Source organism: Sorangium sp. So ce726, from assembly GCF_051521405.1.
In the GTDB taxonomy this organism is placed as follows: domain Bacteria; phylum Myxococcota_A; class Polyangia; order Polyangiales; family Polyangiaceae; genus Sorangium.
The window spans coordinates 6,645,089-6,670,872 of the sequence record NZ_CP150349.1 but is presented as its reverse complement, the minus strand read 5'-3'; the positions used below and the strand labels follow the sequence as shown (position 1 = coordinate 6,670,872).

The following is a 25,784-nucleotide window of genomic DNA, read 5'->3' as shown; positions in this document are numbered from 1 at the left end:
GCCGGCCAGCGCTGCTCGGCGCTGCCGGTCGGTTCGGCGCGTGGTCCTGGTAGTAGCAGCGAAGAACAGCCATGCTCCGGTACCGCGCCGATATCAAGACACTCCTCTTCGTCGCGACGTATTTCGTGCTCGTGGCGGTGCAATGGGTCTACGCGCCGCGCGCGCTATGGCTCGCGATTCCGCTTCTCGCCACGACGTGCGTGTTCTCGTTCCTCGGAGCGGTCGCGACCCACAACGCGGTCCATTGCCCCGTGTTCCGGCGGCGATGGATGAACCGCGCGTTCCAGGTCGTGCTCACGCTCACCTACGGGCACCCCGTCAGCGCCTACGTCCCTGGCCACAACCTCAGCCATCACAAGTACACGCAGTCCCGGCGTGACGTGATGCGGACGACGAAGGTGCGTTATCGCTGGAACCTGCTGAACGGCCTCTTTTTCATGAGCCGCGTGGTCCGGGACATCCTGCCCGCCGACATGCGCTACTTCAAGGCGATGTACCGGCGGAACCCGCCGTGGTTCCGTCAGATGCTCCTCGAGTCGGCGGTGTTCCTCGGCGCGATGGGGGCCCTGCTCGCGCTCGACTGGCAGAAGTTCCTCGTCTACGTCCTGATCCCGCACCAGTACGCCGCGTGGGGGATCGTGACCATGAACTACCTCCAGCACGACGGCTGCGACGAGGACAGCGAGTACGACCACTCGCGCAACTTCGTCGGCCGGCTGGTCAACTGGTGGACGTACAACAACGGCTTTCACTCCATCCATCACATGGAGCCCGGCCTCCACTGGAGCCTCCTGCCGGCCGCGCACGCGAGGCGCGTGGCGCCCTTCATCCACCCGGGCCTCGACCAGCCTTCGCTCCTCGCCTACCTCTTCCGCAGCTTCGTCTGGCCTGGCAAGCGCCTGCGCTACGACGGCGCCCCGGTCGTGCTCCCGCCGGAGGAGCCCGACGAGGAATGGATCCCTGGCCCGAAGGAGACGCCCAGCGACGTCTCGCTGGGCGCGATCGCGCCCGGCTGAACCGCCGGCTCCTGCCCGCGCTCGAGGCTCGGCGCGGCCCTCCTGGGGCGGCGCGCCGGGCGCCTGGCCGAGATGTGCGGGGGCGGCCACGCCGGCGCGGCGCGCGCGGTCCTGTGGCACCTGGAGACCTCCCGAGGGGCACCTCGCGGCGACGACCGGGAGGCCAGGGTCGTGGCCGTCGCGAGGGGGCAGGGAGCTGGCCCGGCGCCCCCGGCGCCGGGCCCTGCGCGTTCCCCGGTCAGCGCGGCTGGTTCTCCCGCGGCTGGTCTCCCCGCGACTCACCGCCCCGACGGCCGATCTCGGCCATGTGCTGGCGATCGCCGCTCACGGCCTCGCCGCCTTTGCGGCCGATCTCGGCCATGTGGGCCCGGTCCTGGCTCACGCGCTCGCCGCCACGGCGACCGATCTCGGCCATGTGTTTGCGGTTCTGGCTGACGACCTCGCCGCCCTTCTTGCCGGCGGCGCGCGCTTCGTCGCGCGTGAACTCGTGCGCCGTGCCCTTCTCGTGGGCAGCCTTCCCGCCCTTGCTGGCGATCTTGCGCTGACGGTCCTCGTCCATGGCGGCGAAGCCACGCTGCTGCCGCTCGTTGGCAGCCCGCTGCGACGCTGACGAAGGCGGGGGTTCGCTCGGCGAGGCCCCTCTCTCCTCCTGGCCCTCCTCACTCCTGGAAATCATACGATCATCCATGCTCGCCATCATCCTCTCCTTACGGTTGGCTCGCTCGATTCAGGTCTCCGAACGGGGCCTGCGAGCCGGTAAAGGACGGCGTTCCCCCCGTCCCCTCCCGGGCCGGTCGAGACCGGCGATGGCCGCTCTCTTCCGGTGCTGGTCGGGGAGCGGCGTTCACCGTCCCCTTCCGGCGCTGGTCGGGGAGCGGCGTTCGCCGTCCCCTTCCGGCGCTGGTCGGGGAGCGGCATTCACCGTCCTCTTCCAGCGCTGGTCGGGGAACGGCGTTCGCCGTCCCCTCCCGGTACTGGTCGGGGAGCGGCGTTCACCGCCTCCCTCCCAGCTGCGGAAAGGCCGACAGACCCTTTCCGCGAAGGCCTGTTGTGCCGGGCGGAACAACGTCAAGCGGGCTGAAGGTTGGGACGCGACGAATTAGGGGGAGGTTCGCCGAGCGTGTTTTGGAAACAGCGGTGAACCTGGAATACCGAGAACGTCGTGCTCCCGCAGCGAGTCAAGCCCTCTTGGCGAAATCCCGCATGAACGCCGTGAGGCGCTCCACCGATGCAACGGGTACTGCGTTGTAGATCGAAACCCGGATTCCCCCGGTCGATCTGTGTCCGGCGAGCCCCACCATACCCTCCTTTGCGGCCTCGGCGACGAAGCGTTTTTCCATCTCCTCGCTGGCCAGCCGGAACACCACGTTCATGAACGAGCGGCTCTCCTTCTCGACCGGCGCCCGGAAGACGTCCGGGTGCGCGTCGATGGTTTCGTACAGCAGCTCACCCTTCTTGCGATTCCGTCGCTCGACCTCCTCGAGCCCACCGATCTCAAGCGTATACGCGAGCACGTTGCGCATGAGGTAGATTGCGAATGTCGGAGGTGTGTTGTAGAGCGAGTTGTTGGCAGCGTAAGTGGCATAACGGAAAATGACGGGAATGTCTTTTCGCGCGCTGTCAACGAGATCCTTGCGGGCGAGCACGACCGTGATCCCGCTCGGTCCAATGTTCTTCTGGGCACCGGCGTAAACCAGGGCAAACCTGGAGATATCCATCTTGCGCCACAGGATGTCGGACGACATATCCGCGACGAGCGGCACGTCGCCCGTATCGGGCAGCCAGTGCCACTGCGTGCCGAACAGCGTGTTGTTCGTCGTCATGTGGACGTAAGCGGCGTTCGGATCGAGCGAGAGCTCTCCCTGGTGGGGGATGCGGGTGTACCGCTTGTCGACGGCGGTGCTGGCGGCCACGCGCACCGTCCCGACGCGCTTCGCCTCCTCCAGGGCCTTCTCCGACCAGCCGCCGGTCAGGATGTAGTCGGCGCTCTTGCCGGGCGGCAGGAGGTTCATCGGCACGACCGCGAACTGCATGGCCGCGCCGCCCTGCATGAACAGCACGTGGTAGTCGTCCGACAGGCCGAGCAGCTGCCGGAGCAGCGAGATCGCCTCGTTGTGCACCGCCTCGAACGCCTTGCCGCGGTGGCTGTGCTCCATGATGGACATGCCCGTCCCCTCGAAATCGAGGAGCTCGCGCTGCGCGCGCTCGAGGGCGGGGAGGGGGAGCCCGGCAGGGCCGGCGTTGAAGTTGTGGACACGCGCCATGGTGCTTCTCCTGAGGTTCAAGTCGGCGGTTCCTGATGCCGCCGTGTCGGCCGTATACCACGGGGGGCGCCGCCTCCGCCGGACGGGCCGAGCAGGAGCGCCGCCGCGGCGGATCGCGCCGCGCCGGGCCCTTCGCCTCGGACCTGCCGGCGGCCGTGATCTGGGCTAAATTCACCGCTCCGGAGGGCGAGTGATGCTGGTGACCCGCGAAGAAATGGCGTTCGATTTCCAGGGCGCCAAGCTCGATCCCGTCAAGGACAAGGACGTGATCGTCTGGGCCGTGCAGCAGTTCCTCTACGGGGAGATCACCGGCGTCCAGATAGGGCACTGGCTCTACAACGCCCCCGACCTGGAGTCCGCGCGCTTCCTCGCGCGCCAGGCTGTCGAGGAGTTCCAGCACGTCGGCAACTTCCTCCGCATCCTCGAGATCCTGGGCGCGCCGCCGGACAAGGCCGCCTGGAGCGTGCGCTTCCTCGCGACGGGGCTGATGGGCGGGGACTGGGCCGAGCACGTCGCCCTCGAGATGGCCCTCGGCGAGGGGCTCGTCCTCCAGGCCTTCTACGCGATGATCGAGACCGTGGATGAGCCGGAGATCGTCGCCATCCTGAAGCGCGGCGTGCGGCAGGAAGAGCGGCACGTCGACTTCGGCGAGCAGCAGACGAGGAAGGCCATCGCGGGCAGGCCGGCGCTCCGGAGGCGGCTGCTCGGCCTCGCGCTGGTGTCGCTCTGGGGCGTGTCGCGGCTCGAGGCGTTCATGAAGAAGCGCCTGCCGATGGACCACCCGGCGCTCAAGCGCCTGCCCGATCTGGTGCGCCACACGGTGCGGATCGCGGAGCTCCGGCTCATGCGGATCGGCCTGACCGAGGCGCCGATCTCGTCGATGTCGGCCGGCCGCAAGCTCGCGCTGGTGGCGGAGGCGTACGGGGGCAAGCTCGCGCTCGGCCTCGCGTCGTGGGTGCTCTCGGTGCTGCTCTTCCCGCTCCGGCTGCTCGGCCTCGCAGGGCCGAAGCGGCTGACGGACACCTACCTGAGCGATCCTCTGGTCGCGCGCGGCGGCCGCCTCGGCGCTGGCACGGAAGCTGGTACGGAAGCTGGCGCGAATAGCGCGGAAGACGACCCTGGCGACGCCGGTGAGCAGGCGGGCCCGGGCGGCAGGCAGGCGGGGCACGGCGCGGCGGCGCGCGCCTGAACGCGAGAACGCGAGGTGGAGCGTGGCTGACGGCGAGGACGAGGAGCGAGCCACCCGCGCCGGGGCGATCGGCGCGGCGGGGCCTCCCGGGGCGCGCCCTGCCGCCTTGCCGACGTTGCCCGCGTCGCGGGAGCTGCCGCTCTTCGCCGAGCTGCCCGAGCTCTCGGGGCAGGTCCCGTGGCGCCCCCTCGCGCACGCGCCGACGCCGGTCGTCCCGTGCGCCGCGATCGAGGGGTACCTCGGCCGCGGCGGCGTCTGGGTGAAGCGCGACGATCTGAGCTCGCCGCTCTACGGCGGCAACAAGGTGCGTCGCTTCGAGTTCCTGCTCGCGGACGCGGAGCGGCGCGGCGCGAGGACGCTCGTCACCGTCGGCGGGCTGGCGTCGACGCAGGTCACCGCCACGGCCCTCTTCGGCCGCGCGCTCGGCTTCGCCGTCACCGCGATCCTGTTCGATCAGCCGATCACCCGGTTCGGCCGCGGCGCGCTCCTCGCCGACGCGGCCAGCGGCGCCGAGCTCGTCCATGGCGGCGGCTACGCGACCACCGCGGTCCGGGCGATCCGGGCGCTGCGACGGGCCGACCGGCCGTATTTCATCCTGCCAGGCGCCTCGTCCGCCCTCCCGTGCCTCGGCTACGTCGACGCGATGCTCGAGCTCGCGGAGCAGGTCCAGCGCGGCGAGGCCCCCCGGCCCGATCGCATCGTCGTCCCCTCGGGGACGGGCGGCACGCTGGCGGGGCTCACGCTGGGCGCCGCGGTGCTCGGCTGGCCGACCACGATCGTCGGCGTTCGCATCACCGAGCGCATCGCGTCGAACCGCGCCGTCGTCCGGTACGAGATCGGCAGCATGAAGCGCCTGCTCGCCCGGCGCGCGCCGCGCTTCACCCGGCGTCGGCTCCCGCCGGTCCGCTTCGAGATCGATCACCGCGCGATCGGCCCCGGGTACGGCATGCCGACCCCCGCGTCCATCGCCGCGATCCCCGAGGTGGAGCGGCTGATCGGCGTGCCGGGGGAGGTCACGTACAGCGCCAAGGCGCTCGCCGCGCTGCGCGGGATCGCGCAGGAGCGCCCGCGGGAGACGATCCTCCTCTGGCAGACGCTCTCGAGCGCGCGACCGCCGCTCGCGGAGGGCGGTGCGGCGGCGCTCCCGCCGGCGTTCGCAAGATTCTTCGAGGGGGATGTCGCGTACTGAAGGCGCGCGCCGGATGGCGCTCTCCTGAAGCCGCGGCGCGTGGTCGACGCGCCGCGCTGTGGCGTCACTTCAGACGCAGGCTGTTCACCAGCTTGTCGAAGTCGGCGCGCGCTCCGGTGACTGTCTTCTCGGGGCCGGTCATCTTGAAGAACCAGAGCCCGCCGGAGGGCGTCTCGGCGATCGCGCCGAGGAGGGCGTAGTTCGGCTTCGGATCCGAGGCGGGCATGCCGGGCATCCCGGAGCCGGCGAACGTCCCCTTCACCTCGACGATGCTGACCTTGAGATCGCCGGCTTTGAGGTCGGTGCGCTTGGGGGAATCGTCGCTCTTCTGGGAGAACTGGCCGGCCCAGCGCGTGATGTTCGCGTCCACGCTGCCGCCCGCCTGGCTCACGCTGAGCTCCGCGTCCTCGGTGTCACCGGCGGCGCGCTTGATCTTGTACGTGGCCTTGCGCATCGTGTTGGGGTTCGGCGCGCTCTCGAAGCTCGCGGGGGCGTCCCACGCAAGCTCGCCTCCGCCCGCCTGCTGGCCGCTGGCCGGCGCCGGCTTCGGAGCGGGCGTCGCCTCGGCGGGCGCGGCGGGCTTGCTGGTCGCCGGCGCCTCGGGCGCTGATGTGGCTGTCGGCTCGGGGGTCTTCGAGCACGCCGCGGCGAGCGCGGCGACGAGCGGCAAAACGATGGCGGAGCGGAGCTTGATCATCGTGGGAGGCCTCGGCGGGGTTCGCGGCGACTGTAGTCGCCGTGCCCGCGGCCTCAAGCCGGATCGGACCGCGGGGAGGTCCCGGTGCGCTCTTGCTGGAGGCGCCCGGCGGGTCGTTCAGCCGCGCGCGTTGCCGTGATACCACCAAAATACAAATACATGGACCCCACCTTCCGGCGCGCGTTCAACGCTGCCTTCGGGCCGTCGACCTACGCGGACTACCTCGGTCGGCTCGAGCGGCGGCTCGGGTGCGCGATCCCGTTCCGTGTCGCCGAGACGCCGCTGTTCCTGCCCGACAGGCTGCGCGATGACCTCGAGCGCTCCGCGACGGAGATCGTGCGGCAGATCTCGAGCCCCGCGCTCATTGCGCAGATGAAGCGCGCCATCCCTGCGCACCTCGACGTTCCGGGCATGGATCCGCTCCCCAACTGCGCGCAGGTGGACTTCGCGATCGTGCGCGGCCCCGACGGCGAGCTCACGGGCAAGGTGGTCGAGCTGCAGGCGTTCCCGTCGCTCTACGCGCTCATGCTCATCCAGGTCGAGATCATGGCCGAGGTGCTCGCCGGGATGCCGGGGCTCGACCGGCGCTGGTCGTGCTGCTTCGGCGGCCGGAGCACCGCCGACGTCCTCGCGCATCTGCGCCGCGCCATCCTCGCGGGGGAGCCCGAGGAATCGGTGGTCCTGCTCGACCTCGCGCCGGAGAAGCAGAAGACGTACCCCGACTTCGTGGCGACGAAGCTCCTTGTCGGCATCGACGCCATCTGCCCGACGGCGCTCGTCCGGGAGGGGAACCGGCTGTTCCGCCGCGTGGGCGGGCGGCTCGTCCCCGTCCGCCGGCTGTACAACCGCGTCGTGTTCGACGAGCTCGAGTCGAAGCGGGTCGAGCTCCCGTTCCGGTATGGCGATCCGCTCGACGTCACGTGGTGCTCGCACCCGAACTGGTACTGGACCTGGTCGAAGTACACGCTGCCCTACATCGATCACCCCGCGCTCCCGCGGGCGTGGACGCTGAGCGCGCTGGACGACGCGCCCCTGGATCTGGAGCGCTACGTGCTCAAGCCGCTGTTCTCCTTCGCGGGCTCCGGGGTGAAGGTCGACGTCACGCCCGAGGACATCGCCGCGATCCCGGAGGGGGAGCGATCGGGCTGGCTGCTCCAGGAGAAGATCGCGTACGAGCCGGCGCTCGTGATGCCCGAGGGGAACGGGGTGAAGGCCGAGGTCCGGATGATGTTCCTGCGCGCGCCGGACGAGGCCGAGCTCTCGCTTGTGCTCAACCTGGTGCGCCTCTCGCGCGGGAGGATGCTCGGCGTCGATCAGAACCGCGACCTGACCTGGGTCGGCGGCACCGTGGGGATCTGGCCTGTCGACTGAGGTCGCGTTACGGCGCTGAGCGCGCGCCACGCGCCGAGGATGAGCGCCGCCGCGGTCGCGCGCTCAGGTGATGAGCGCGATCTGCCACGCGCCGAGGACGAGCGTCGCCGCGGTCGCGCCCAGCGCGACCTGGACGAGGGGGCGCCGCGGCGCGGGCCGGTTGCGCAGTGCGAGGCCGGCGACGACCCCGATCGCGGCGCCGCTGAGCAGCCCGAAGGCGTGCGCGCCGAGGTCGGAGCGTGGGCTCGCGCCGAGGGCGCCGAGGAGGGCGAGGCCTCCCACGAGCGGCGCGACGAGGTGGAGGAGATGGCGCTTCTCGCCGTTCTCCTTGTCGTGCGCGCGGTCGAGCATCAGCTGCGTGGCGGCGAGCAGCCCGATCGCGCCGAACACCGCGGTGGAGGCGCCGATCGAGGCGTGGTGCTGCCCCATGCTCTGGTGCCAGAGCGCGTTCGCGAAGTTCCCGATCGCGCCCGAGGCGACGACGGCGAGCGCGGCGCCGCCTGGCCCGAGCCGGCGCTGCACGGCGGACGCGAAGACCGTCCCGGAGATGACGTTGCCGAGCACGTGGGCCGAGTCGGCGTGCAGCGTGAGCGCGGTGATGGCGCGCCACGGCTCCGGTCCCACGACGAGGTCGGCGACCGAGGCGCCGCGCTGGAACCAGCGTCCGCCGCCGCTCGCGGGCCCGGTGACGAGGAAGAAGAAGAGGGCGAGCGCGGCGAACGCGACGCCCGCGACCATGGACGGAGGGTGGCGCAGTCGCTCGCGCGGGCGGAGCGGGGGCCAGTTGCGGTTCTCCGCTTCGTACCGATCGATCGAGCCTGCGGCGAGGGCGTAGTCCTCGTCGCGCACGAGGACCACCCAGCCTGCCGGCGTGTACCGCACGGCGTGCCAAAGCTCGCTCGACTGGAGGACGAGGGCCCACTCGCGGATCTTGCGCTCCGGCATGACGGGGCCGATGGCCGTGAGCCCGAGGCCGTGATTTTCCGCCTCTCCGGAGGTGGGATCGCCGTTCTGGATCATCGCCGCCCTCTCGCCGCGCCTCGGCGGCAGGATCGCGATCGGGACGAACGGCTCGCCAACTGCATCTCGAACACAGACACGGTTCTGTTCGCCCACGGCGGGTCCTCCACGGCTCGTCGACCCAAGGTTCATCGAAACGTGCGGACGAGCCCGGAAGCTGTCAACGCCGCGTCTTCGGGAGCCTGGCCGTCTTGTCGTCACGCCCAGCGCGGCTCTCTCCGCCGGCTCTGTGCGCGCGGTGCGCGGCCGGGCCCTTGTGCGCGCGCCGCAGCGGTGGCAGTGCGTGGTTGTGTCGACGGCCATCACGCAGGGCATCCGGGTCACCGTCTCGACGGTCTACGTCCCCACGCAGTCATCCCCGACGGAGCACCGCTACGTCTTTGCTTACACCGTGCGGATCGCCAATGAAGGCACCGAGCCCGCCCAGCTGAGGACGCGGCACTGGATCATCACGCACGGCAGCGGAAAGGTGGAGGAGGTGCGCGGCCCTGGCGTCGTCGGCCAGCAGCCCTCGCTCAAGCCTGGCGAGCACTTCGAGTACACGAGCGGCTGTGTGCTCGAGACCCCGCGCGGCACGATGCGCGGCACCTACCAGATGCACCGCCCCGACGGCCGCGTCTTCGACGCCGAGATCGCGTCGTTCACCCTAGCGATGCCCCACTCCCTGAACTGACCCCCCCGCCCCCTTGGAAGAGCCAGCGTGGAGGGGGTGCCCGTGCGCGCGGGCGGCGGGGTAGGGCCCCACGAACCCGAGCGCCGGCCCGCATCGCAGCCTATCCCTCCCGACCCACCTCTCCCGTACCCACGGCAATCGCCTCCCAAAAGGCGCGAGTTCGTGGGAGGGGCCCCCGCCGCCCGCGCGCACGGGCACCCCCTCCACGCTGGCTCCGTCGCTGCCGTCCTAGCCCACGGCCTCCGGCTCGACCGCCGCCCCGTTCGCCTTCGCCTTCTCCGCCTCCGCGCCCCCCCCGCTCGCTGACGAGAACTTGAACGTGAACTCCTCGCCTTCGAAGTCGACGGTGACGTTCCCCCCGTTCTCGAGGGCCCCGAAGAGCAGCTCGTCCCCGAGCCGCCGTTTGATGTCGTTCTCGATGACGCGCCCGAGCGGCCGCGCCCCGTTCGCCGGATCGTACCCTCGCGTCGCGAGCTCCGCCCGCGCCCGCTCCGTCACCTCGACCGTCACCGACCGATCCGCCAGCATCGCCGCAAGCTCGCCGATGAACTTGTCCACGATGCTGCCCATCACCGCCGGATCCAGCGCTCGGAACATGATGCGCGCGTCCAGCCGGTTCCTGAACTCCGGGCTGAACGTGTTCTTGTAGGCCTTGTCGTCGTCGCCCGCCGTCCCTCGCTCGCCGAAGCCGACGCGCGCCTGCGCGAGCTCCCGCGCGCCCACGTTGCTCGTCATGATCAGCACCATGTGGCGGAAGTCGCTCTTCTTGCCGTTGTTGTCGGTCAGCGTGCCGTGGTCCATCACCTGGAGCAGGACCTGGAACACGTCCGGGTGCGCCTTCTCGATCTCGTCGAGCAGCAGCACCGCGTGCGGCGTCTTCGCCGCCGCCTCCGTCAGCAGGCCGCCGCGGTCGAAGCCGACGTAGCCGGGCGGCGCGCCGATGAGCCGGGAGACGGTGTGGCGCTCCTGGTACTCGCTCATGTCGAACCGCAAGAACCCGATGCCGAGCGCCTTGGCGAGCTGCTTCGCGAGCTCCGTCTTGCCGACGCCGGTCGGGCCCGAGAACAGGAACGACCCGATCGGCTTCTCCGGCGCGCGCAGCCCCGCGCGCGACAGCTTGATCGCCGACGCGAGCTGCTTCACCGCCTCGTCCTGGCCGAAGATCACCGAGCGCAGCGACTGATCGAGATCCTTGAGCTGCGCCTTGTCCGACGTCGACACCTGGCGCGGCGGGATCTGCGCCATCTTCGCGACGACGAGCTCGATGTCCGCCGCCTCGACCGTGTACCCGTCGCCGTGGCGGAGGCGCGCCGCCGCGCCCGCCTCGTCGAGCAGATCGATCGCCTTGTCGGGCAGCCGGCGATCTTGCAGGTACCGCGCCGACAGCTTGGCCGCGGCATCGATCGCCTCGGCCGTGTACGTGATCTTGTGGAACTCCTCGTAGCGCTTCTGCAGGCCCTTCAGGATCTGCGCCGTCTCGTCGACCGAGGGCTCCGACACCTCGATGCGCTGGAAGCGCCGCGCGAGCGCGCTGTCGCGCTCGAGGTGGCCGCGGTACTCCTGGAACGTGGTCGCCCCGATGCAGCGCAGGCGGCCCGAGGCCAGCGCGGGCTTGAGCAGGTTCGACGCGTCCATCGTCCCGCCGCTCGCGGCGCCGGCGCCGATGATCGTGTGGATCTCGTCGATGAAGAGGACCGACCCCGGCTGCTTCTCGAGCGCGCGCAGCACCGCCTTGAGGCGGTTCTCGAAGTCGCCGCGGTACTTCGTGCCGGCGAGGAGCGCGCCCATGTCGAGCGCGTACACGGTCGCGTCCTTGAGCGGCGCGGGCACGTCCTTCTTCTCGATCCGCTGCGCGAGCCCCTCGACGATCGCCGTCTTGCCGACCCCGGCGTCGCCGATGAGCAGGGGGTTGTTCTTGCGCCGCCGCGCGAGCACCTGGATCGTGCGGGCGACCTCGTTCTCGCGGCCGACCAGCGGGTCGATGCGGCCCTCGGCCGCCTCCTTGTTGAGGTTCGTCGTGAACGCCGCGAGCGGATCCTTGATCGGCTGCGCGGCGCCGGGCTCGCCGCCCTCCTCCGGCGGCTCCTCGCGGAGGCCGTCGTCCTGGCCCGTCTTCGAGATGCCGTGCGAGATGTAGTTCACGACGTCGAAGCGGCTGATGCCCTGCTCGCCGAGGAGCGTCACCGCCGGGCAGTCGCGCTCGGCGAACATCGCCACCAGCACGTTCGCCCCCTTGAGCTCCTTCTTGCCAGAGGACTGCACGTGCATCGCGGCGCGGCCGACCACGCGCTGGAACCCGAGCGACAGCGTCGGGCTCGTGTCCGCGTCCTCCGGCAGCACCTCGATCTCCTCGTCGAGGAAGCGCTCGAGCTTCTTCTTGAGCAGCGGGGTGTCGCCCCCCGCGTGCCGGAGGACCTCGGCCGTCTCCTCGTCGAAGAGCAGCGCGTAGAGCAGGTGCTCGATGGTCACGAACTCGTGCCGGCGGCGCGAGGCCTCCCGGGTGGCGAGCGAAAAGGCGATCTCAACTTCGGGGCTGATGCGCATGGTCATTCCGGCTCGGCGGTCAACCGAAGGGGCATCGCGTGCTCCTTGGCGAAGTCCTGTACTTGGGCGACCTTGGTCTCGGCGACATCCTTCGTGTACACGCCGGCGACCCCGTGGCCGCGGTGGTGCACGCTCAGCATGATGTGCGTGGCCTCCGTCTCGGTGCGGTGGAAGAACTTCATGAGGACGAGCACGACGAACTCCATCGTCGTGTAGTCGTCGTTGTGGAACACGACCTTGTAGCGGCGGGCCTTCTCGACCTTCCGTTCCCGCTCGGTCGCGAGGTCGCCCTGCTTGTCTTCTCTTTCCTCAGGATCGTTCGGCATAAATCCGTCGGGAAGGATAGCAAGAGCCCCGCCCCGGCGAGCGGCCGACGAAGCTGGCTCATGCCCCGGAAGCATGCTCCGCCGCGGCGCCTTTCGCCACGCGCGGGCCGGGATTTTCCGTCCGCCGTGGCGCCCGGCTCATGGAACCGGGCGGAGGGAGCTGCTGGGTTCGTTCGCAGGTGCCGGCGTTGTCCGGCTGGCGGGGCGCCGCCGCCCCGCCGCGAGCGCGCGAGCGGCCCGCGGCGGAGGGCGCGCCGGAGTCGTCACACGAGCGACATGGCCGCGCCGAGGTCGATCTCGACGGGCGTGAGGCCCCAGATATCGCGCGCGTACTCGCGCACCGTGCGGTCCGAGGAGAACTCGCCCACGCGCGCGATGTTGAGCGCGGACTTGCGCAGCCAGCTCTGCCGGTCGGCGTAGGCCGCCTCGACCTCGCGCTGACAGGCGGAGTAGGCCTTGAAGTCGGCCAGCATCATGTATTCGTCCCGGCCGAGGAGCCGGTCGAGCAGGGGCTGGAAGAGCTCGCGGTACTCCGGGGAGAAGAAGCCCGACGAGATGAGCTCGATCACCTCGCGCAGCTCCGGGTCGGCCGCGACCGCGGAGCGCCCCTCGAAGTGCTCGCTGCGGCGGGCGATGACCTCGTCGGCGGTCAGGCCGAACAGGAAGAAGTTCTCCGGGCCCACCGCGTCGCGGATCTCGATGTTCGCGCCGTCGAGCGTGCCGACGGTGAGCGCGCCGTTCAGCGCGAGCTTCATGTTCCCGGTCCCAGACGCCTCCATGCCCGCGGTCGAGATCTGCTCGGAGACGTCGGCGGCGGGGATGATGCGCTCGGCCAGCGAGACGCGGTAGTTCGGCATGAACGCGACACGGAGCCCGCTGTGGCGCCGGTCCCCGTTCACGACGTAGGCGACGGCGTGGATGAACTTGATGATGAGCTTCGCCTGCCGGTAGCCGGGCGCCGCCTTGGCGCCGAAGATGAAGGTCCGCGGCACCACCGGCTCGCCGCGCTTCTGGCGCAGGTAGAGCGCGACGATGTGGAGCGCGTTGAGCAGCTGGCGCTTGTACTCGTGGAGGCGCTTGATCTGGACGTCGAAGATCGAGGAGGGGTCGACGTTGATGTCGAGCTCCTGCCCGATGACCTTCGCGAGCGCCACCTTGTTCGCGCGCTTCACCGCGGCGATCCGCTCGATGAACTCCGGATCCTCGAGGTGGCGCTCGAGCTCGCGCAGCCGCTCGAACTCCGTCACCCACTTCGGGCCGACCTTCTCGGTGACGAGCGCGGCGAGCGCGGGGTTACAGGCGAGCAGCCACCGCCTGAACGTGACGCCGTTCGTCTTGTTGTTGAACCGCTCGGGCCAGAGGTCGTAGAAGTCGCGGAGCAGGTCGCGCTTGACGAGCTCGGAGTGGAGCTTGGCCACCCCGTTCACCGAGTGCGAGCCGACGACCGCGAGGTGGGCCATGCGCACGTGGCGCTCGTGGCCTTCCTCGATGAGCGACATCCTCGCCACGCGGTCCTGGTCCTGCGGGTGGGCGTCCATGACCTCACGCAAGAACCGCCGGTTGATCTCGTAGATGATCTCGAGGTGCCGCGGCAGGAGCCGCTCGAAGAGCGCGACGGGCCAGCGCTCGAGCGCCTCCGGCAGCAGGGTGTGGTTCGTGTAGCCGAAGGCCCCGACCGTCTGCTTCCACGCGTCCTCCCAGGCGAGCAGGTGATCGTCGATGAGGACGCGCATCAGCTCGGCGATCGCGATGGCGGGGTGGGTGTCGTTCAGCTGGATCGCGTTCTTCTCGGCGAAGCGCGAGAAGTCCGGGTGGACGCGGTTGTAGCGGTTCACGATGTCGGCGATGGAGCAGGCGACGAAGAAGTACTCCTGCCGGAGGCGCAGCTCCTTGCCCTTGTCGAAGTTGTCGTTCGGGTAGAGGACCTTGGAGATGACCTCCGACTGGTTCTTCTCGTGGACGGCGTGCACGTAGTCGCCGGCGTTGAAGAGCTCGAAGTCGAACTCCTCGCCCGCGCGGGCCGACCAGAGGCGGAGGGTGTTGACGGTGTTCGACTGGTAGCCCGCGATGGGCGTGTCGAACGGGACACCGATGACCTGCTCGGAGTGGCGCCAGACCACGCGGAAGCCGCCGCGCTTGTCGGGGACGCGCTCGGTGTAGCCGCCGAACGAGACGGGGACGGCGTGCTCGGGGCGCTCGATCTCCCAGGGGTTGCCGAAGCGGAGCCACTCGTCGGCGCGCTCGACCTGGTAGCCGTCGCGGATGACCTGCTCGAAGATGCCGAACTCGTACCGGATGCCGTACCCGTAGGTGGGCAGGCCGATCGTGGCCATGGAGTCGAGGAAGCAGGCGGCGAGCCGCCCGAGGCCGCCGTTGCCGAGCCCGGCGTCGGGCTCTTGCTCGACGAGCTCATCCAGGTCGAGGCCGAGCTCGCCAAGCACGGTTTTGAAGCTGTCGTAGATGTCGAGCGCCTGCAGGTTGGCGACGAGCGCACGGCCGAGGAGGAACTCTGCGGAGAGGTAGTAGCCGCGCTTGACGTCCTGCTCGTAGTAGGTGTGCTGCGTCTTCGTCCACCGGTCGACGAGGCGGTCGCGCGCCGAGAGGGCGAGGGCGACGTACCGATCGAACGGCGTGGCGGACATCGACTCCCGGGCGCGCGAGTAGTGCAGGTGATCGGCGAAGGCGCGGCGCAGCGCGATCGGGTTCATGCCGGTGCGGGCGTCCGGCGCCGGGTTGCCGCGGAAAAATGCGGCGGGGGTGTCGCGCTGCTGGGCGTTGCCGTCTCTCTGGGCGGAGGTTTCTCTCTGACGGTTGGGGTCGGCGTCGATCGGGTTGGCCATGGCCGGCCACTTTAGACGGATCCGGCCCGACCTGGTTGGCTGCGCGACGTGCTCGGATGAGGTTCCGTGTGGGCGGGGGTTGCCGATGGTCCCCGGTCGCCGGTGTAGCAGGAGCGGAATCCGGCCTGGCGATCGGGGGCGTTACGAGACGGTTGCCAGCGGGAGCCGTGAGGCCGTGAGGAGGGCGAGCGGCACGGCCGACGACGAGCGGGCGGAGCTGGGGCGCGGCCCCGTGCGGGTCATGGATCGGCGGTGATCCCCGGCGGCGCGACCGGGGCGCGCGCGGCGCTGACCGGCTTCGCCTTCGCGGTCGGCTGCGCGGCCGAGAGCGACGGGGTGCGGGTGCCGATCGGCGGCACGTGGGCGTCGAGCTGGCGCAACCCGAACACGGCGACGCCGGCTTCTCGCAAGTGGTCGTAACGCCGGTTCACGACGGTCCGGATGATGGCGCCGACCAGCGAGGTCGTCGCGCCGTCTGAGGAGGCATCGGAGTGGCGAAGGTCCTCGGAACCGCCCTGTCCGGGGGGCAAGGGGGAGCCGCGATGCCGGAAGCCGTAAGCGGAGCAGGCGGGGCCGGACGTGCTCTAGGTGATCTCACGGCAGCCGAGATCCGTCAAATCCAGGGCGTCGTCGATAAGGCCGGGCGTCCCCTCGAAGTCGTAGGATCCGCAGCAATGGGGGCGAGGCGAGGCGTCGGAAGTAGTCTACCCATCGGAAAGGGGCCAGGAACTCGCAGTGATATCGACTTCCTTGTGCCACCTTCAAGCCATCCCTATTACAGGGGGCTCGAAGGAGGCCTGCCATCGCTAGATCCAGGAACGGGACTCATCCCGGGAATCCACAATCCATACATCGGGCCGGCGATTCGCTTCGAGCCCGGAGCTGTACCCTACTTTGTTCCAGGAGCGCTATAGCCATGTTTCGTCGATTCTGGTTCGAGTTTGTTGTTGATAATCCTGCGGATCTGCCGCCTGGTGTCAGGGTCGGTTGCGGGGTGACGGCGTCCTCCATTGAGGAGGCTATGGTTTTGATTCAACAGCGTGTTTTTGGGGGTGCTCCAGTTCCACAAGTACGAAGGGCCGTGTCGGACGTCGATGTGTCGACCTTGGATCGAGGGCATGTTCGGCCCAATATGTCGAATCCCGCGATTCCGGGTATCTGGTTTCCTCTGGGCTACTGAGACGATGCGTCGTCCCCCCCGTCATGGCATGCACCCCGGCGATGGTCTTGTCAGCTCGAGGCCGCGAGGCTGCGCGGGGCGATCGGCGACGCGAAGACTCGATGGCCTGAGATGTTCGACCCGGAGGCACATGGAGTCGTGTTTGTGGCACGCGAGTAAGCGACTCATTCTACGATCTATTCCTGTGCGAGAATTCAGGAGCGAGCCCGCTGAACGCGGGCCGGCTTATCCTCCGACAGGCGAGGACGTTCGGTTCGATCGTCGTACCCCCTCGTGGAGCGCACCGCGCTGCGAATCAGCGCAAGATCTGCGGTCAGTGTCGACGATGCCCCTGGGGCGCGACGCTCCACGTCGCATTTCGTGAGAATCGGGCGGCGCTCACCGGAATGCGTGCCTACGCTCCGGTGAGCGCCGTCGGCACGTACTCCGCCAGCCCATGACACCTATACGCGAGCGGCGGCGAGCAGTACGCCATCCTCGCGCGCGCGTCCAGGCGTCGTCGACCACCGGCCTGCCTGCTGGCAGAGCTCACTGGAATGCATCGCCGCACTCCGGTGAGAGACGACCGATTACCACGTCACGTGAAGGTCGCTGCATCCACGCGCAGGCAGAGCCCGGCGTGCGACGGGCGGGGACGCGCCTGCGCGATCGTCGTGATGGATGAGATCGACGCCGATAGCTTTCGGACTACTCTCTCCCCTGAAGGAGTCCCGGCGGGATGGCCGATTGACCTGCGAATCGCACCTGGCGGAGCTTGAGGCGTGCAACAATGTCAATCACGAGCGTGGGCAGATCGACAATCCGAATGGGATCGGCTGGCGCGGCGACCATGCGGTACGGCCCGCCATGGAGGTCTGAGTCGAAGGCGAAGAGCCCGCGCTCCGCCGCCATCCGCCACGTGTTCTTCAACCCCGGGGGTAGCTCTGGCGCGAACCGCGCGACGGTCGAAGCGGGGGATGCAAGGACAACATCGATCGCCGCATTGTGCGCATCCGTGTCCCGTAGGAACTCATCCGGGGCGTAGCCACCGCCCGCGGTACTGAACAGGGCAACGAACCCATCAGCATCGCTTGCTAGCCAGTCGAACTCTAGGCCGAGAATCTCTTCGGCGGATTTTGTTCCTGTCTTAGACATCACTGCCCTCCTCGGTCGGTTCGAAAACGTGTGGCTGGATCTGGAAACGCACTGCGGCCATACGTCGATTCGCAGATTGGCATACATCAATTGGTTGCCCCGTGCGAGGCCTCACGGCCGGCGTGAAACGGATGTCGGGCGGATGCCCGAGAGCTTCGGAGCAGACGCCCTCTGCGCAGCCAAGTCCGCCACCCCGATTGGCTCCCGCTAGCGTCGCGAGCGCTCGATCTCGTGCCAGAAGGGCGTCAACATCCGCTGACCGAGGCGCGTCTCCGCGGCTTCCACGCGCACGAGCAGGCGGCGCGGGAGGGCGCGCCGACCCGCCCGGAGACATGTCTCCACCCGCTCCGGCAGTGACGCCGGACGCGCTCGCGTCGCCTCAGCGCTGGCAGCCGCCGAGCAGCGGCGCCCCGAGCAGATCGAGCTGCTCGACCGCGCGCTGCGGCCGGCGCGCGCGCAGACCCGCGCCCGTCCCCGGGGCGGCGCTCCAGGAGCTCGCCCGCCGGACGAGCTCCTCGCGGAGCGCCACGAGCTCGCGCGCCGGCAGGGTGCTTGTGTTGGTCACGAGCCGCGCTCCGTCACGGTAGCCGGTCCACACGGTGTAGCCGTCCCGTGTGACCTCGATCCCGAACCTGGGGCCATAATCCGTGATCTCGTAGCTGCGCCCCAGGGCCAGGAAGCTCCACTTCTTCATCGCGACCGTCTCGCCAGTGTCCGTCGAGGCGGCCGGATCGGCCAACAAACCGGAGGGCGGGCCCCACGCGCTGCGGTCGGCGCTCGTGATCTGCGCGGAATCCGTGAGGAGTCCGGGTCACCCGGGCCCGCGCACCGAAGCGGCGCGCCCGCACGAGGCGGCCTCCCCAGCCGCTTCGCTTCGCGAGGCGCCTGACGTCGTGGGGTACCTGTCGTGATGGCGGACCCACGCCATCGTGTAAGGGAGCGCTGCCTCGTCCCGGCCCAGGGGCGTGAGATCCAGGTAGTTGTAGGTGCCGATCAGGACGTCGAGCCCGCGCGCGTAGGTCGAGTAGGTGTGGAAGACCTCGTCGCCTTCGCGGGCGAAGACGCTCAGCCCAGGGGCCTCGGGGAAGGGGGAGCTCGCCTTCTTGAAGTTGTACTCCATATCGCCTCGAGCGCGCTCCTCCTCACGGAACGAGACGTGATAGTCATAGTTGAAGTCCGTCTCACCCGCTGAGACCCACGGGAATGTCCAGCCCATTCGCGCCTTGAACGCCTCGAGCTTGGCGAGCGGCGCGCGGGAGACGGCGCAATACGCGGTGTCGCGGGCGGCCAGGTGGACGTGGCCACCCTGGATGTTGTCGGCCACATACGAGCAGCTCTTGCAGCCCTCCTCCCAGCTCGGCGCGAACATGAAATGGTAGACGAGGAGCTGCCGGCGCTCGCCGAAGAGCTCGCGCAGCGTCAGCTTGCCTGAAGGGGCGTCGAACACATAGGCCTTGTCGACCCTCACCCACGGCAGCTCGCGGCGCGCGGCGCTCAGCGCGTCGCGCCGCCGGTCGTGCTCTTTCTCTCGCTCCAGCAGCGCGAGGCGCGCCGCCAGCCACTCTTCCCTCGAAACGACGTTGGCGCGGCTCATCGGCGCTCTCCCTTCGATGCGGGGGCGCCGGCGGCGCTCCTGCTCTGGTTCCGGTTCCGGAGCTTCTTGACGGCGATCGCGGTCACGGCGCCGGCGGAGGCCGCCTGGGCGAGGACCCATCCGATGGACGCGAGGCACGCAGGGCACATGGGGATCTCCTCCTGTGGGCGGCTGGCGCGGCGCCTCGCCTCGCCAGCCGTTGACCCGTGGAAATGACCACGGCGCCTGCGGCCGCGACAGCAACATCGATGTCGCGATCCGTTGGCGCGCGCCGCCGGGCGTGCGACGCTGCCGCGATGGATGCGATGGCCGAGGTCCCCGCCGAGCTCGGCGCGCTGGCGGCCCGCTCGCTCGCGGCGGGCGACGCGCTCGACGCGCTGAAGGTGGTCGGCCCCTTCGGAGGTCCACATGCGCTCGCGCTCCGCGGGATCGCGCTCGCGCAGATGGGCGCCTATCCGGAGGCGAAGGCGGCGCTCGGCCGCGCCACGCGGGCGTTCGCGGCGGTGGGCGCCGAGCGCGCCCGGGCGCGCGCGAGCGCCGCCCTCGCGGAGATCGCGCTCGCGCAGCGGGAGATCGGCGAGGCGTGGCAGGGGCTCGTCGAGGCGGGTGACGCCCTCGAGCGCGCCGGCGATCTCACGAACGCGGCGTGGGCTCGCCTGGGCGCGGCGCGGGCCGCGCTCCTCGAAGGCCGCGTCGCCGAGGCGGAGCGGGCGCTCGCGGCCGCCGAGGCCACGGTCACGAGCGACGCGCCGGTGTTCACCAGGGCCGCGCTGGCGCTCGTGCGCGCCGAGGTCCACGCGCGGCTCGTGCGCGCGTCCTCGGCGCGGCGCGCCGCCGAGGAGGCCGCGGAGTGGGCGCGGGCGAGCGGACATCCGCTGCTCATCGCCGAGGCCGAGCGCTTCCTCCGCGCGCACGACGAGCCCGTGGCGCGCCTCATCCAGGGCGGCCGCGACGAGCCCGTGCGCCTCGCCGACGTCGAGGCCCTGGTCGCCGCGCCCGCGGGGCGGGTCGTCGTGGACGCGCTCCGCCGCCGCGTCCTCGACGGCGGCGAGGTGCGGGCCGACCTCGCGCGCCGGCCGGTCCTGTTCGCCCTGCTCGAGGCGCTCGCGCGCGCCCACCCGGCGGCGATCGCGAGCGACGACCTCGCGCGCGCGGCGTTCGGCGTTCGCGCCGTCAACGAGTCCCACCGGCGGCGGCTGCGCGTCGAGGTGGGGCGCCTGCGCGCCGCGATCAACGGCGTCGGGGTCGTGCGAGCGCTCGGGAACGCGTACCGCTGGGAGCTCGGCGCGGGCGTGGAGGTGGTCCTCCTCACGCCGCTCGATCCGGGCGACGCGGGCGCCATCCGCGCGCTCCTCTCGGACGGCGCCGCGTGGAGCGCCGCGGCCATCGGCGCCGCGCTCGGCAAGAGCGCGCGCACGGTGCAGCGCGCGCTCGCGGAGCTCTCGCTCGCGCGCGCGGTCGAGGTCACCGGCAGCGGCCCCTCGCGGCGCTACGCGAGGCCCAGAGCGGCGCTGTCGATCGCGTCACAGATGTTGCTCCTCGGGCTCGCGCTCCCTGGTTGAGTGCGCGGGGCGAGGGAGGAGTGGACCATGAAAGCCCGGCAGGCCGAGATCATCGCGGAGCGCACGTTCGAAGGGGTGGAGTCGATTCATGGGGTCACGTTCGACGGACAGGCGGTGTGGTTCGCGCACGGAGATCGCGGAGACCTCCTGTCCGCCGAGCCCGAGAGCGGCCGCGTGCTGCGTCGCCTGAAGGCGCCCGCCAGCGCCGGGGTGGCGTTCGACGGGCACCACCTGTGGGTCGTCGGGGGCGGTAGGATCCGGAAGATCGATCCCACGAGCGGGGCCGCGGTCGGCGAGGTGCCGGGCTTCGACGCGACGCCCGTGAGCGGGCTCGCGTGGGCGGACGGCGCGCTCTATGCGGGCATCTACCGCGAGCGGAAGATCCTCAAGATCGATCCCGAGCGCGGGGCCGTCCTCCGCACGCTCGTCTCGGATCGGCTCGTCACCGGTGTCACGTGGACCGACGGCGATCTCTGGCACGGCGTGATGTGCGAGGAAGAGGGCGCACCGTCGGAGCTCCGCCGCGTCGATTCCCAGAGCGGCGAGGTCCTGGACCGGCTCGCGCTGCCGGAGAGCGTGCGCCTCTCCGGCGTCGAGGCGGACGCGAGCGGCCGCCTGTGGTGCGGCGACCCGGCGACAGGCAGGCTCCGCGCGGTGAAGAAGCCGCGAAAGGCCGTCTGATTCACCCTGGGTTCGACCTGCCGGGCGCAGCGGGGCAGGGTTTCGAGACAAACTTACAGCATGAGTGGCACCGCGCCGAGCCGACAGGAAACGGCTGGATCGCTGCGCGCGGCGATGATCAGAACCGAACCCTTCGGGAATGTGAAGGCGCGTAAGGCGCGCGCAGATTTCTGCGTCGATACGATGCCCTCCAGGAGAGGCGGTTCGAGAATGCGGCGACACCGGGCGCCGCGAGTCGCCGAGCTCTGACTCATCACGCCGGGACTGTCGTCAGGCAGCTGGAATCGGATTTCCCGGCGGATCGTGTCCACCTGGGCATGCTGAACCACGGCGTGCTGACTGCGCGGCGCGCGCGAATCTGCGGATAGGACGACAAAGGATCGTGGCAATGAAGCTTGTACGAGAATCCACCATCACCCTTGGGCTCGCGCTCCTTGTCGCTGCTTGCGGCTCGGAATCCGGCTCGACTCCGCGAGATGGCACCGGGGGCAGCACGGATCCAGGTGCGAGCGGGACCACGGCAGCGGGCGCGGACGCTACGGGGTCGGGCGGGCTGGGCTCGGGTTCTGGATCGAGCACGGGTTCGGTTTCGGGCTCAGGCGGCGCGGGCACGGGCGGCTCGTCGAATGCCGGCGGCAATCCAGAGGGCGGGGCAGGCGGCTCGTCCTCCACGGGCGGTGAGCCGCCGGTTCAAGAGCCTGTGCTCGTCACCTCCAGTCAAGAGGCCTACTGGCAGCAGGGGGAGGTGACCGAGGTGGCCGACGGGAACGCCGATGTGACCGTCGACGACAGCTCCACGGCACAGACCTGGGCCGGCTTTGGTGGGACCTTCAATGAGAAGGGCTGGGAGGCGCTCTCCGTGCTCAGCGCCGACGACAAGGAACGAGCGATCAAGCTCCTGTTCGACGCGGTGGACGGAGCGAAATTCATCTATGGGAGGATCCCGATCGGGGCGAGCGACTACGCCACGAGCCGCTACACGCTCAACGACAAGGCCAACGATACGTCGATGGAGAGCTTCTCCATCGCGCGGGACAAGGAGAAGCTGATCCCGTACATCAAGGCAGCGATGGCCGTCAATCCTGACATCCACTTCTGGGGCAGCCCCTGGACGCCTCCACCGTGGATGAAGGACAACAACGCGTACGATCGCGGGAACATGAAGGACAACGCCGCGAACCTCGACGCGTATGCCGTCTACCTCGCCAAGTTCGTGGAAGCGTACGGCAAGGAAGGCATCACGATCGAGGCGATCCACCCGCAGAACGAGCCAGGCTTCCCTCAGGACTATCCGTCCTGTCTCTGGACGGGAGCGTTGATGGCCAAGTTCATCGGGAGCCATCTGGGGCCGACGTTCGAGGAGCGGGGCGTCGACGCCGCGATCTTCATCGGCACGATGTCGAACTCCCAGACGGACGGCAACATCGTCAAGACCGTCATCAGCAACGCGGCGGCGAAGTCGTACGTCAAGGGCTACGGCTTTCAGTGGGGAATGCTGGACACCTTCAGCGGTCTGGGCTTGGACAAGAGCCTTGCCATATGGCAGACGGAGCACAAGTGCGGCAATTACCCCTGGCAGAGCGGGACCAACCAGAGCAAGGCGCCGAATGACCATGCGTATGCCGTGGAGAGCTGGGGCCTCCTCAGGGACTGGATCAAGAAGGGGGTGAACGCCTACTCTGCCTGGAACATGGTGCTGGATACGGTGGGCAGGAGCCTCGACACCGTGCGGCCATGGGCGCAGAACGCCCTCCTGACGGTGGACGTCTCTGCGAAGAAGCTGAACCCCACGCCGGCGTATTACGTCTTCCGGCACCTCTCCCAGTATGTCGACCCGGGGGCCAAGGTCGTCGCGACGAAAGGCGGTGATGCGCTCGCCTTCAAGAACCCTGACGGCGCCATCGTCACGGTCCTGTACAACTCGGGGGCGGCGAAGAAGGCGATCGTCGCGGTGGGCGGCAAGAAGCTCCAGTTCGAGCTGCCTGGCAGAGGGTGGGCCACCGTCAACTGGAAGTGAGGCCCGCAGGGGCGGAATCAGCGGGAGACGAGATCCTTCATCCAGGACACATCGTCGGGCGTCGCGTTCTTGAGCTCGCCGGCCCACTCCTGGTCGGTCATGCGCTCGAAGTCCCCGGTGATCTTCTCGAAATACGACGAGGCGAGCCCCACGAACGCGCGTGAGGCGCCGCCGCACGGATCGGCCGTCACGACCATGAGCCGCGGCAGGCCGGTGCCCACGTGCAGCACGCGACCGACCGGCGTGCCGCCCTCGTCCGTCGGCTGGGTGTGCACGTCGGCGATCGTCGGATCCTGCGTCACGCTCTTGAGCGCATCGTAGAAGAGCTGCGCGTACCACCCCGTGGCGCCAAACGGACTGCCGCAACCCCGCTGGACCTTGACGGCCTGGTTGATGAAATCGAGGTGTTCCGGCGTGAGGGGCAGACCGGCGCGCTCATTCGCGGCCATCTCGCCGAGCGTGCGCGCGACGTCGCGGAGCTGCGAGAAGTACCCCGACAGATGCTGCTCGAGCTGCGGCTCGAACGACGGCGGGTTCGAGAGCTCGAGCGTGCTGACGATCTCGGCGCCGTGCTCGGCCATCTCGGCGATGCGCGCGAAGAACGCCGGGTACGGGTCGACGTAGGCGTCCGGGAACTCGCACTGGGACCCGCCCGTGTACGACTGCTTGGCATAGAGCAGGGTGTCGTGGCGGAGCTCGGCCCAGGAGGCGAGCTGGGTGTTCAGCAGGCGCCGGCCCCATGCCTCGGTCTTGGCCACGCCGGGCAGCTTCTCACCGTCGCCAAGCGCCTGCGCCGGTGACAGCTCCCGCAGCGCGCCGAGCCAGCGGTTGTAGAGGTTCTTCCCCCAGAAGTCCCCGGGGTGCGCGTCGACGAGCACGCGCATCATGTGCAGGTCGGGCGCGTAGGGGAACTGCTTGAGCTCGGGGGCGAGCATCTGGCCCGCTTGATCGTTGCCGAGCGCGGCGAAGCCCACGTCGAGCGTGCTCGGCATCATGCGCTTGACCGTGCCGCCCTTCACCCGGTCGAAGACCACGTTCGAGAAGACGTGGGAGTCGACCACGTACCGCTGGCCGAGCAGCGCGAAGCTCGACGAGAGGGGCAGCGTGCCCTTGTCGAGCCCGTTGATCATGATGTGGCTCGAGATCCGCTGCGTGCCGTGGCGCTCCTTCACGATGACCTCGGTGAGCCGCTCGTCCGAGACGCCGGCGAGGCCCGAGGCGTCGCTGAGGCCGAGATCGGCGAGCAGGTCGTCGAGCTCCGGCAGGGTCATGTAGTCGCTCTCGCCGACGAAGGCCTGGATCGCGTCGTCGATGCGCTTGTAGCGGGCGAGGGTCTCCGCGCCGGTGAGGGCGCGCAGCACGTAGGCGCCCTCGATCTGGCGCCGCTGGAGGAGCTGCGAGCCGTCGCCCTGGGTCTCGAGGAAGCGGAAGTCGACGCGGCCGAGCCACATCATGCTCCGGAAGTAGCGCGCGAGCTCCGGAAGCAAGCTGTCGACGTAATGGCCGCGAGGCTCGAACTGCGAGAAGTCCATGAGCCGGTCGGAGCCGAAGAGGCGCACCCCGGCCATGCCCTGGTGCGCCTCGGCGCTCGCGACGAGCTCGTCGATCGTCGCGGCGCTGGCGCCCGCGACGGGGGCGACCGGCGCGCCCTCGAGCAGCGCGAGCGCGACGGCCGTGAAGAGGTCCGCGTCCGCGCGCGCCTCGGCGCCGAACTCTCCACCGGCGCCCTCGGCGAGCCGCGCGCGCATCTCCTTCAGCATCGCCCCGAGATCGGGCGCGAACGAGGCGTACTCGAGGGTCTTCAGGATCGAGTCATACGAGCGGTGGACCGCGTACAGGATCGAGTCCGCGGACACATAGAGCGGCAGGTCGAGCGCGTAGATGCTCTCGTAGCCGTAGACGAACGTCGGGAAGGACTTCTTGTTCGAGATGACGAAGCCGTTCTTGGAGAGCTTCGCGAGCTCGTCCTCGTCGAGGGCGAGCGCGGTGTCCTGGAGGAGCGAGAGGCCCTCGGCCTCCGCCGGCGCGTAGGACAGACCCGACGCGAAGGGGACGGGGTACTTGGCGGCGAAGTCCTCGGCCGTCATGTTCGCCGAGGCCTCCCGCTCGGCCAGCAGCGCGCCGAACTCCTCCTGCTGCTCGGGCCCGAGCGGCTGATCGGGGAGCTGATCGCGCGGCGGATCGGGCGCCTGATCAGGCGGAGAATCGGACGGCTGATCTGGTGGGAGATGGCTGCCGTCGGCGCCGGGGTTGGGCTGGCTCCCCCCGCCCGAGCAGCCGGCGGCGAGGGCTATGAGGACAGGGATGACGTGACAGCGAAGAAGCATGTGGCGCATCGTGTTTCCGCTTCCAGGGTAAGTCCCTGCGCCCGGGGCACGGCGGCCCCGCCGAGAGCAAAGACGAAGAAGGTGCAGCGGGCGAGGGGAGCGAGGCCGTCCTTCTGCGACAGGATACCACAATCCCGCTCTGGCCCTACCGGAGATGAGA

Annotated in this window: 21 protein-coding genes; 8 read left to right on the top strand and 13 right to left on the bottom strand. The window is 69.7% G+C overall.

Features of this window, described 5'->3' with window-relative positions:
- Positions 1–71 precede the first annotated feature (71 nt).
- Positions 72–1,016 (top strand): fatty acid desaturase family protein, encoded by a 945-nt coding sequence (locus tag WME79_RS24810; RefSeq protein ID WP_437539634.1) that lies wholly within the window; start codon positions 72–74, stop codon positions 1,014–1,016.
- Positions 1,017–1,254: 238 nt separating this feature from the next.
- On the opposite strand, the gene WME79_RS24805 is transcribed toward WME79_RS24810, so the two are convergent.
- Together WME79_RS24805 and serC are read right to left on the bottom strand one after the other, a co-directional pair.
- Complete coding sequence (locus tag WME79_RS24805; RefSeq protein ID WP_044965509.1) at positions 1,255–1,575, bottom strand: KGG domain-containing protein; 321 nt, start codon at positions 1,573–1,575, stop codon at positions 1,255–1,257.
- A 619-nt stretch (positions 1,576–2,194) separates the two neighbouring features.
- Positions 2,195–3,280 carry a 3-phosphoserine/phosphohydroxythreonine transaminase gene (gene serC / locus WME79_RS24800; RefSeq protein WP_437539632.1) on the bottom strand — a complete coding sequence of 362 codons (1,086 nt, stop codon included), beginning with the start codon at positions 3,278–3,280 and terminating at the stop codon, positions 2,195–2,197.
- Positions 3,281–3,473: 193 nt separating this feature from the next.
- On the opposite strand from serC, the gene WME79_RS24795 reads away from it, so the two are divergent.
- Positions 3,474–4,469, top strand: a complete 996-nt coding sequence (locus WME79_RS24795) for a ferritin-like domain-containing protein (RefSeq protein WP_437539631.1) — start codon at positions 3,474–3,476, stop codon at positions 4,467–4,469.
- Between the two features lie 22 nt (positions 4,470–4,491).
- Positions 4,492–5,658, top strand: a complete 1,167-nt coding sequence (locus tag WME79_RS24790; RefSeq protein ID WP_437539629.1) for a 1-aminocyclopropane-1-carboxylate deaminase/D-cysteine desulfhydrase — start codon at positions 4,492–4,494, stop codon at positions 5,656–5,658.
- A gap of 64 nt (positions 5,659–5,722) precedes the next feature.
- On the opposite strand, the gene WME79_RS24785 is transcribed toward WME79_RS24790, so the two are convergent.
- The gene (locus tag WME79_RS24785; protein WP_437539627.1) at positions 5,723–6,355 is read right to left on the bottom strand and encodes a hypothetical protein; all 633 of its coding nucleotides are present in this window, start codon (positions 6,353–6,355) and stop codon (positions 5,723–5,725) included.
- Positions 6,356–6,514: 159 nt separating this feature from the next.
- Here WME79_RS24785 and WME79_RS24780 point away from each other — a divergent pair, with 159 nt between their 5' ends.
- On the top strand, positions 6,515–7,726 hold the full coding sequence (locus WME79_RS24780; RefSeq protein ID WP_437539625.1) for a hypothetical protein: 1,212 nt from the start codon (positions 6,515–6,517) through the stop codon (positions 7,724–7,726).
- A gap of 63 nt (positions 7,727–7,789) precedes the next feature.
- Here WME79_RS24780 and WME79_RS24775 read toward each other — a convergent pair whose 3' ends face one another.
- Positions 7,790–8,842 (bottom strand): rhomboid family intramembrane serine protease, encoded by a 1,053-nt coding sequence (locus WME79_RS24775; RefSeq protein ID WP_437539623.1) that lies wholly within the window; start codon positions 8,840–8,842, stop codon positions 7,790–7,792.
- 193 nt (positions 8,843–9,035) lie between these two features.
- Here WME79_RS24775 and apaG point away from each other — a divergent pair, with 193 nt between their 5' ends.
- Positions 9,036–9,419 (top strand): Co2+/Mg2+ efflux protein ApaG, encoded by a 384-nt coding sequence (gene apaG / locus WME79_RS24770; protein WP_044965505.1) that lies wholly within the window; start codon positions 9,036–9,038, stop codon positions 9,417–9,419.
- 228 nt (positions 9,420–9,647) lie between these two features.
- Here the strand turns inward: apaG and clpA are convergent, their stop codons facing one another.
- The 8 genes from clpA to WME79_RS24730 all read right to left on the bottom strand — a co-directional run bounded on the left by clpA (position 9,648) and on the right by WME79_RS24730 (position 19,186).
- Positions 9,648–11,969, bottom strand: coding sequence for an ATP-dependent Clp protease ATP-binding subunit ClpA (gene clpA / locus WME79_RS24765; protein WP_437539621.1), 2,322 nt, complete (start codon positions 11,967–11,969; stop codon positions 9,648–9,650).
- Positions 11,966–12,289, bottom strand: a complete 324-nt coding sequence (clpS, locus tag WME79_RS24760) for an ATP-dependent Clp protease adapter ClpS (protein WP_272093285.1) — start codon at positions 12,287–12,289, stop codon at positions 11,966–11,968. Before clpS ends, clpA begins: the two co-directional genes overlap by 4 nt.
- A gap of 263 nt (positions 12,290–12,552) precedes the next feature.
- Positions 12,553–15,129 (bottom strand): glycogen/starch/alpha-glucan phosphorylase, encoded by a 2,577-nt coding sequence (locus WME79_RS24755; protein ID WP_437539618.1) that lies wholly within the window; start codon positions 15,127–15,129, stop codon positions 12,553–12,555.
- A 239-nt stretch (positions 15,130–15,368) separates the two neighbouring features.
- A complete protein-coding gene (locus WME79_RS24750; protein ID WP_437539616.1) occupies positions 15,369–15,659 on the bottom strand; it encodes a hypothetical protein in 291 nt (96 codons plus the stop codon).
- 1,337 nt (positions 15,660–16,996) lie between these two features.
- Positions 16,997–17,443: a hypothetical protein gene (locus tag WME79_RS24745; protein WP_437539614.1), complete on the bottom strand. Its 447-nt coding sequence runs from the start codon at positions 17,441–17,443 to the stop codon at positions 16,997–16,999.
- 379 nt (positions 17,444–17,822) lie between these two features.
- The gene (locus WME79_RS24740) at positions 17,823–18,137 is read right to left on the bottom strand and encodes a hypothetical protein (protein ID WP_437539612.1); all 315 of its coding nucleotides are present in this window, start codon (positions 18,135–18,137) and stop codon (positions 17,823–17,825) included.
- Between the two features lie 117 nt (positions 18,138–18,254).
- A complete protein-coding gene (locus tag WME79_RS24735; RefSeq protein ID WP_437539610.1) occupies positions 18,255–19,037 on the bottom strand; it encodes a DUF899 domain-containing protein in 783 nt (260 codons plus the stop codon).
- On the bottom strand, positions 19,034–19,186 hold the full coding sequence (locus tag WME79_RS24730) for a hypothetical protein (protein WP_437331036.1): 153 nt from the start codon (positions 19,184–19,186) through the stop codon (positions 19,034–19,036). Before WME79_RS24730 ends, WME79_RS24735 begins: the two co-directional genes overlap by 4 nt.
- 99 nt (positions 19,187–19,285) lie before the next feature.
- Here WME79_RS24730 and WME79_RS24725 point away from each other — a divergent pair, with 99 nt between their 5' ends.
- From WME79_RS24725 to WME79_RS24715, 3 genes are all read left to right on the top strand, one after another.
- Entirely contained in the window at positions 19,286–20,599 is a 1,314-nt protein-coding gene (locus WME79_RS24725) for a helix-turn-helix domain-containing protein (RefSeq protein ID WP_437539608.1), read from the top strand.
- Positions 20,600–20,626: 27 nt separating this feature from the next.
- Positions 20,627–21,280 carry a Vgb family protein gene (locus WME79_RS24720; RefSeq protein ID WP_437539606.1) on the top strand — a complete coding sequence of 218 codons (654 nt, stop codon included), beginning with the start codon at positions 20,627–20,629 and terminating at the stop codon, positions 21,278–21,280.
- Between the two features lie 388 nt (positions 21,281–21,668).
- Positions 21,669–23,297, top strand: coding sequence for a glycoside hydrolase family 30 protein (locus WME79_RS24715; protein ID WP_437539604.1), 1,629 nt, complete (start codon positions 21,669–21,671; stop codon positions 23,295–23,297).
- 17 nt (positions 23,298–23,314) lie between these two features.
- On the opposite strand, the gene WME79_RS24710 is transcribed toward WME79_RS24715, so the two are convergent.
- Positions 23,315–25,624, bottom strand: a complete 2,310-nt coding sequence (locus WME79_RS24710) for a DUF3160 domain-containing protein (protein WP_437539602.1) — start codon at positions 25,622–25,624, stop codon at positions 23,315–23,317.
- Between the last annotated feature and the right edge of the window lie 160 nt (positions 25,625–25,784).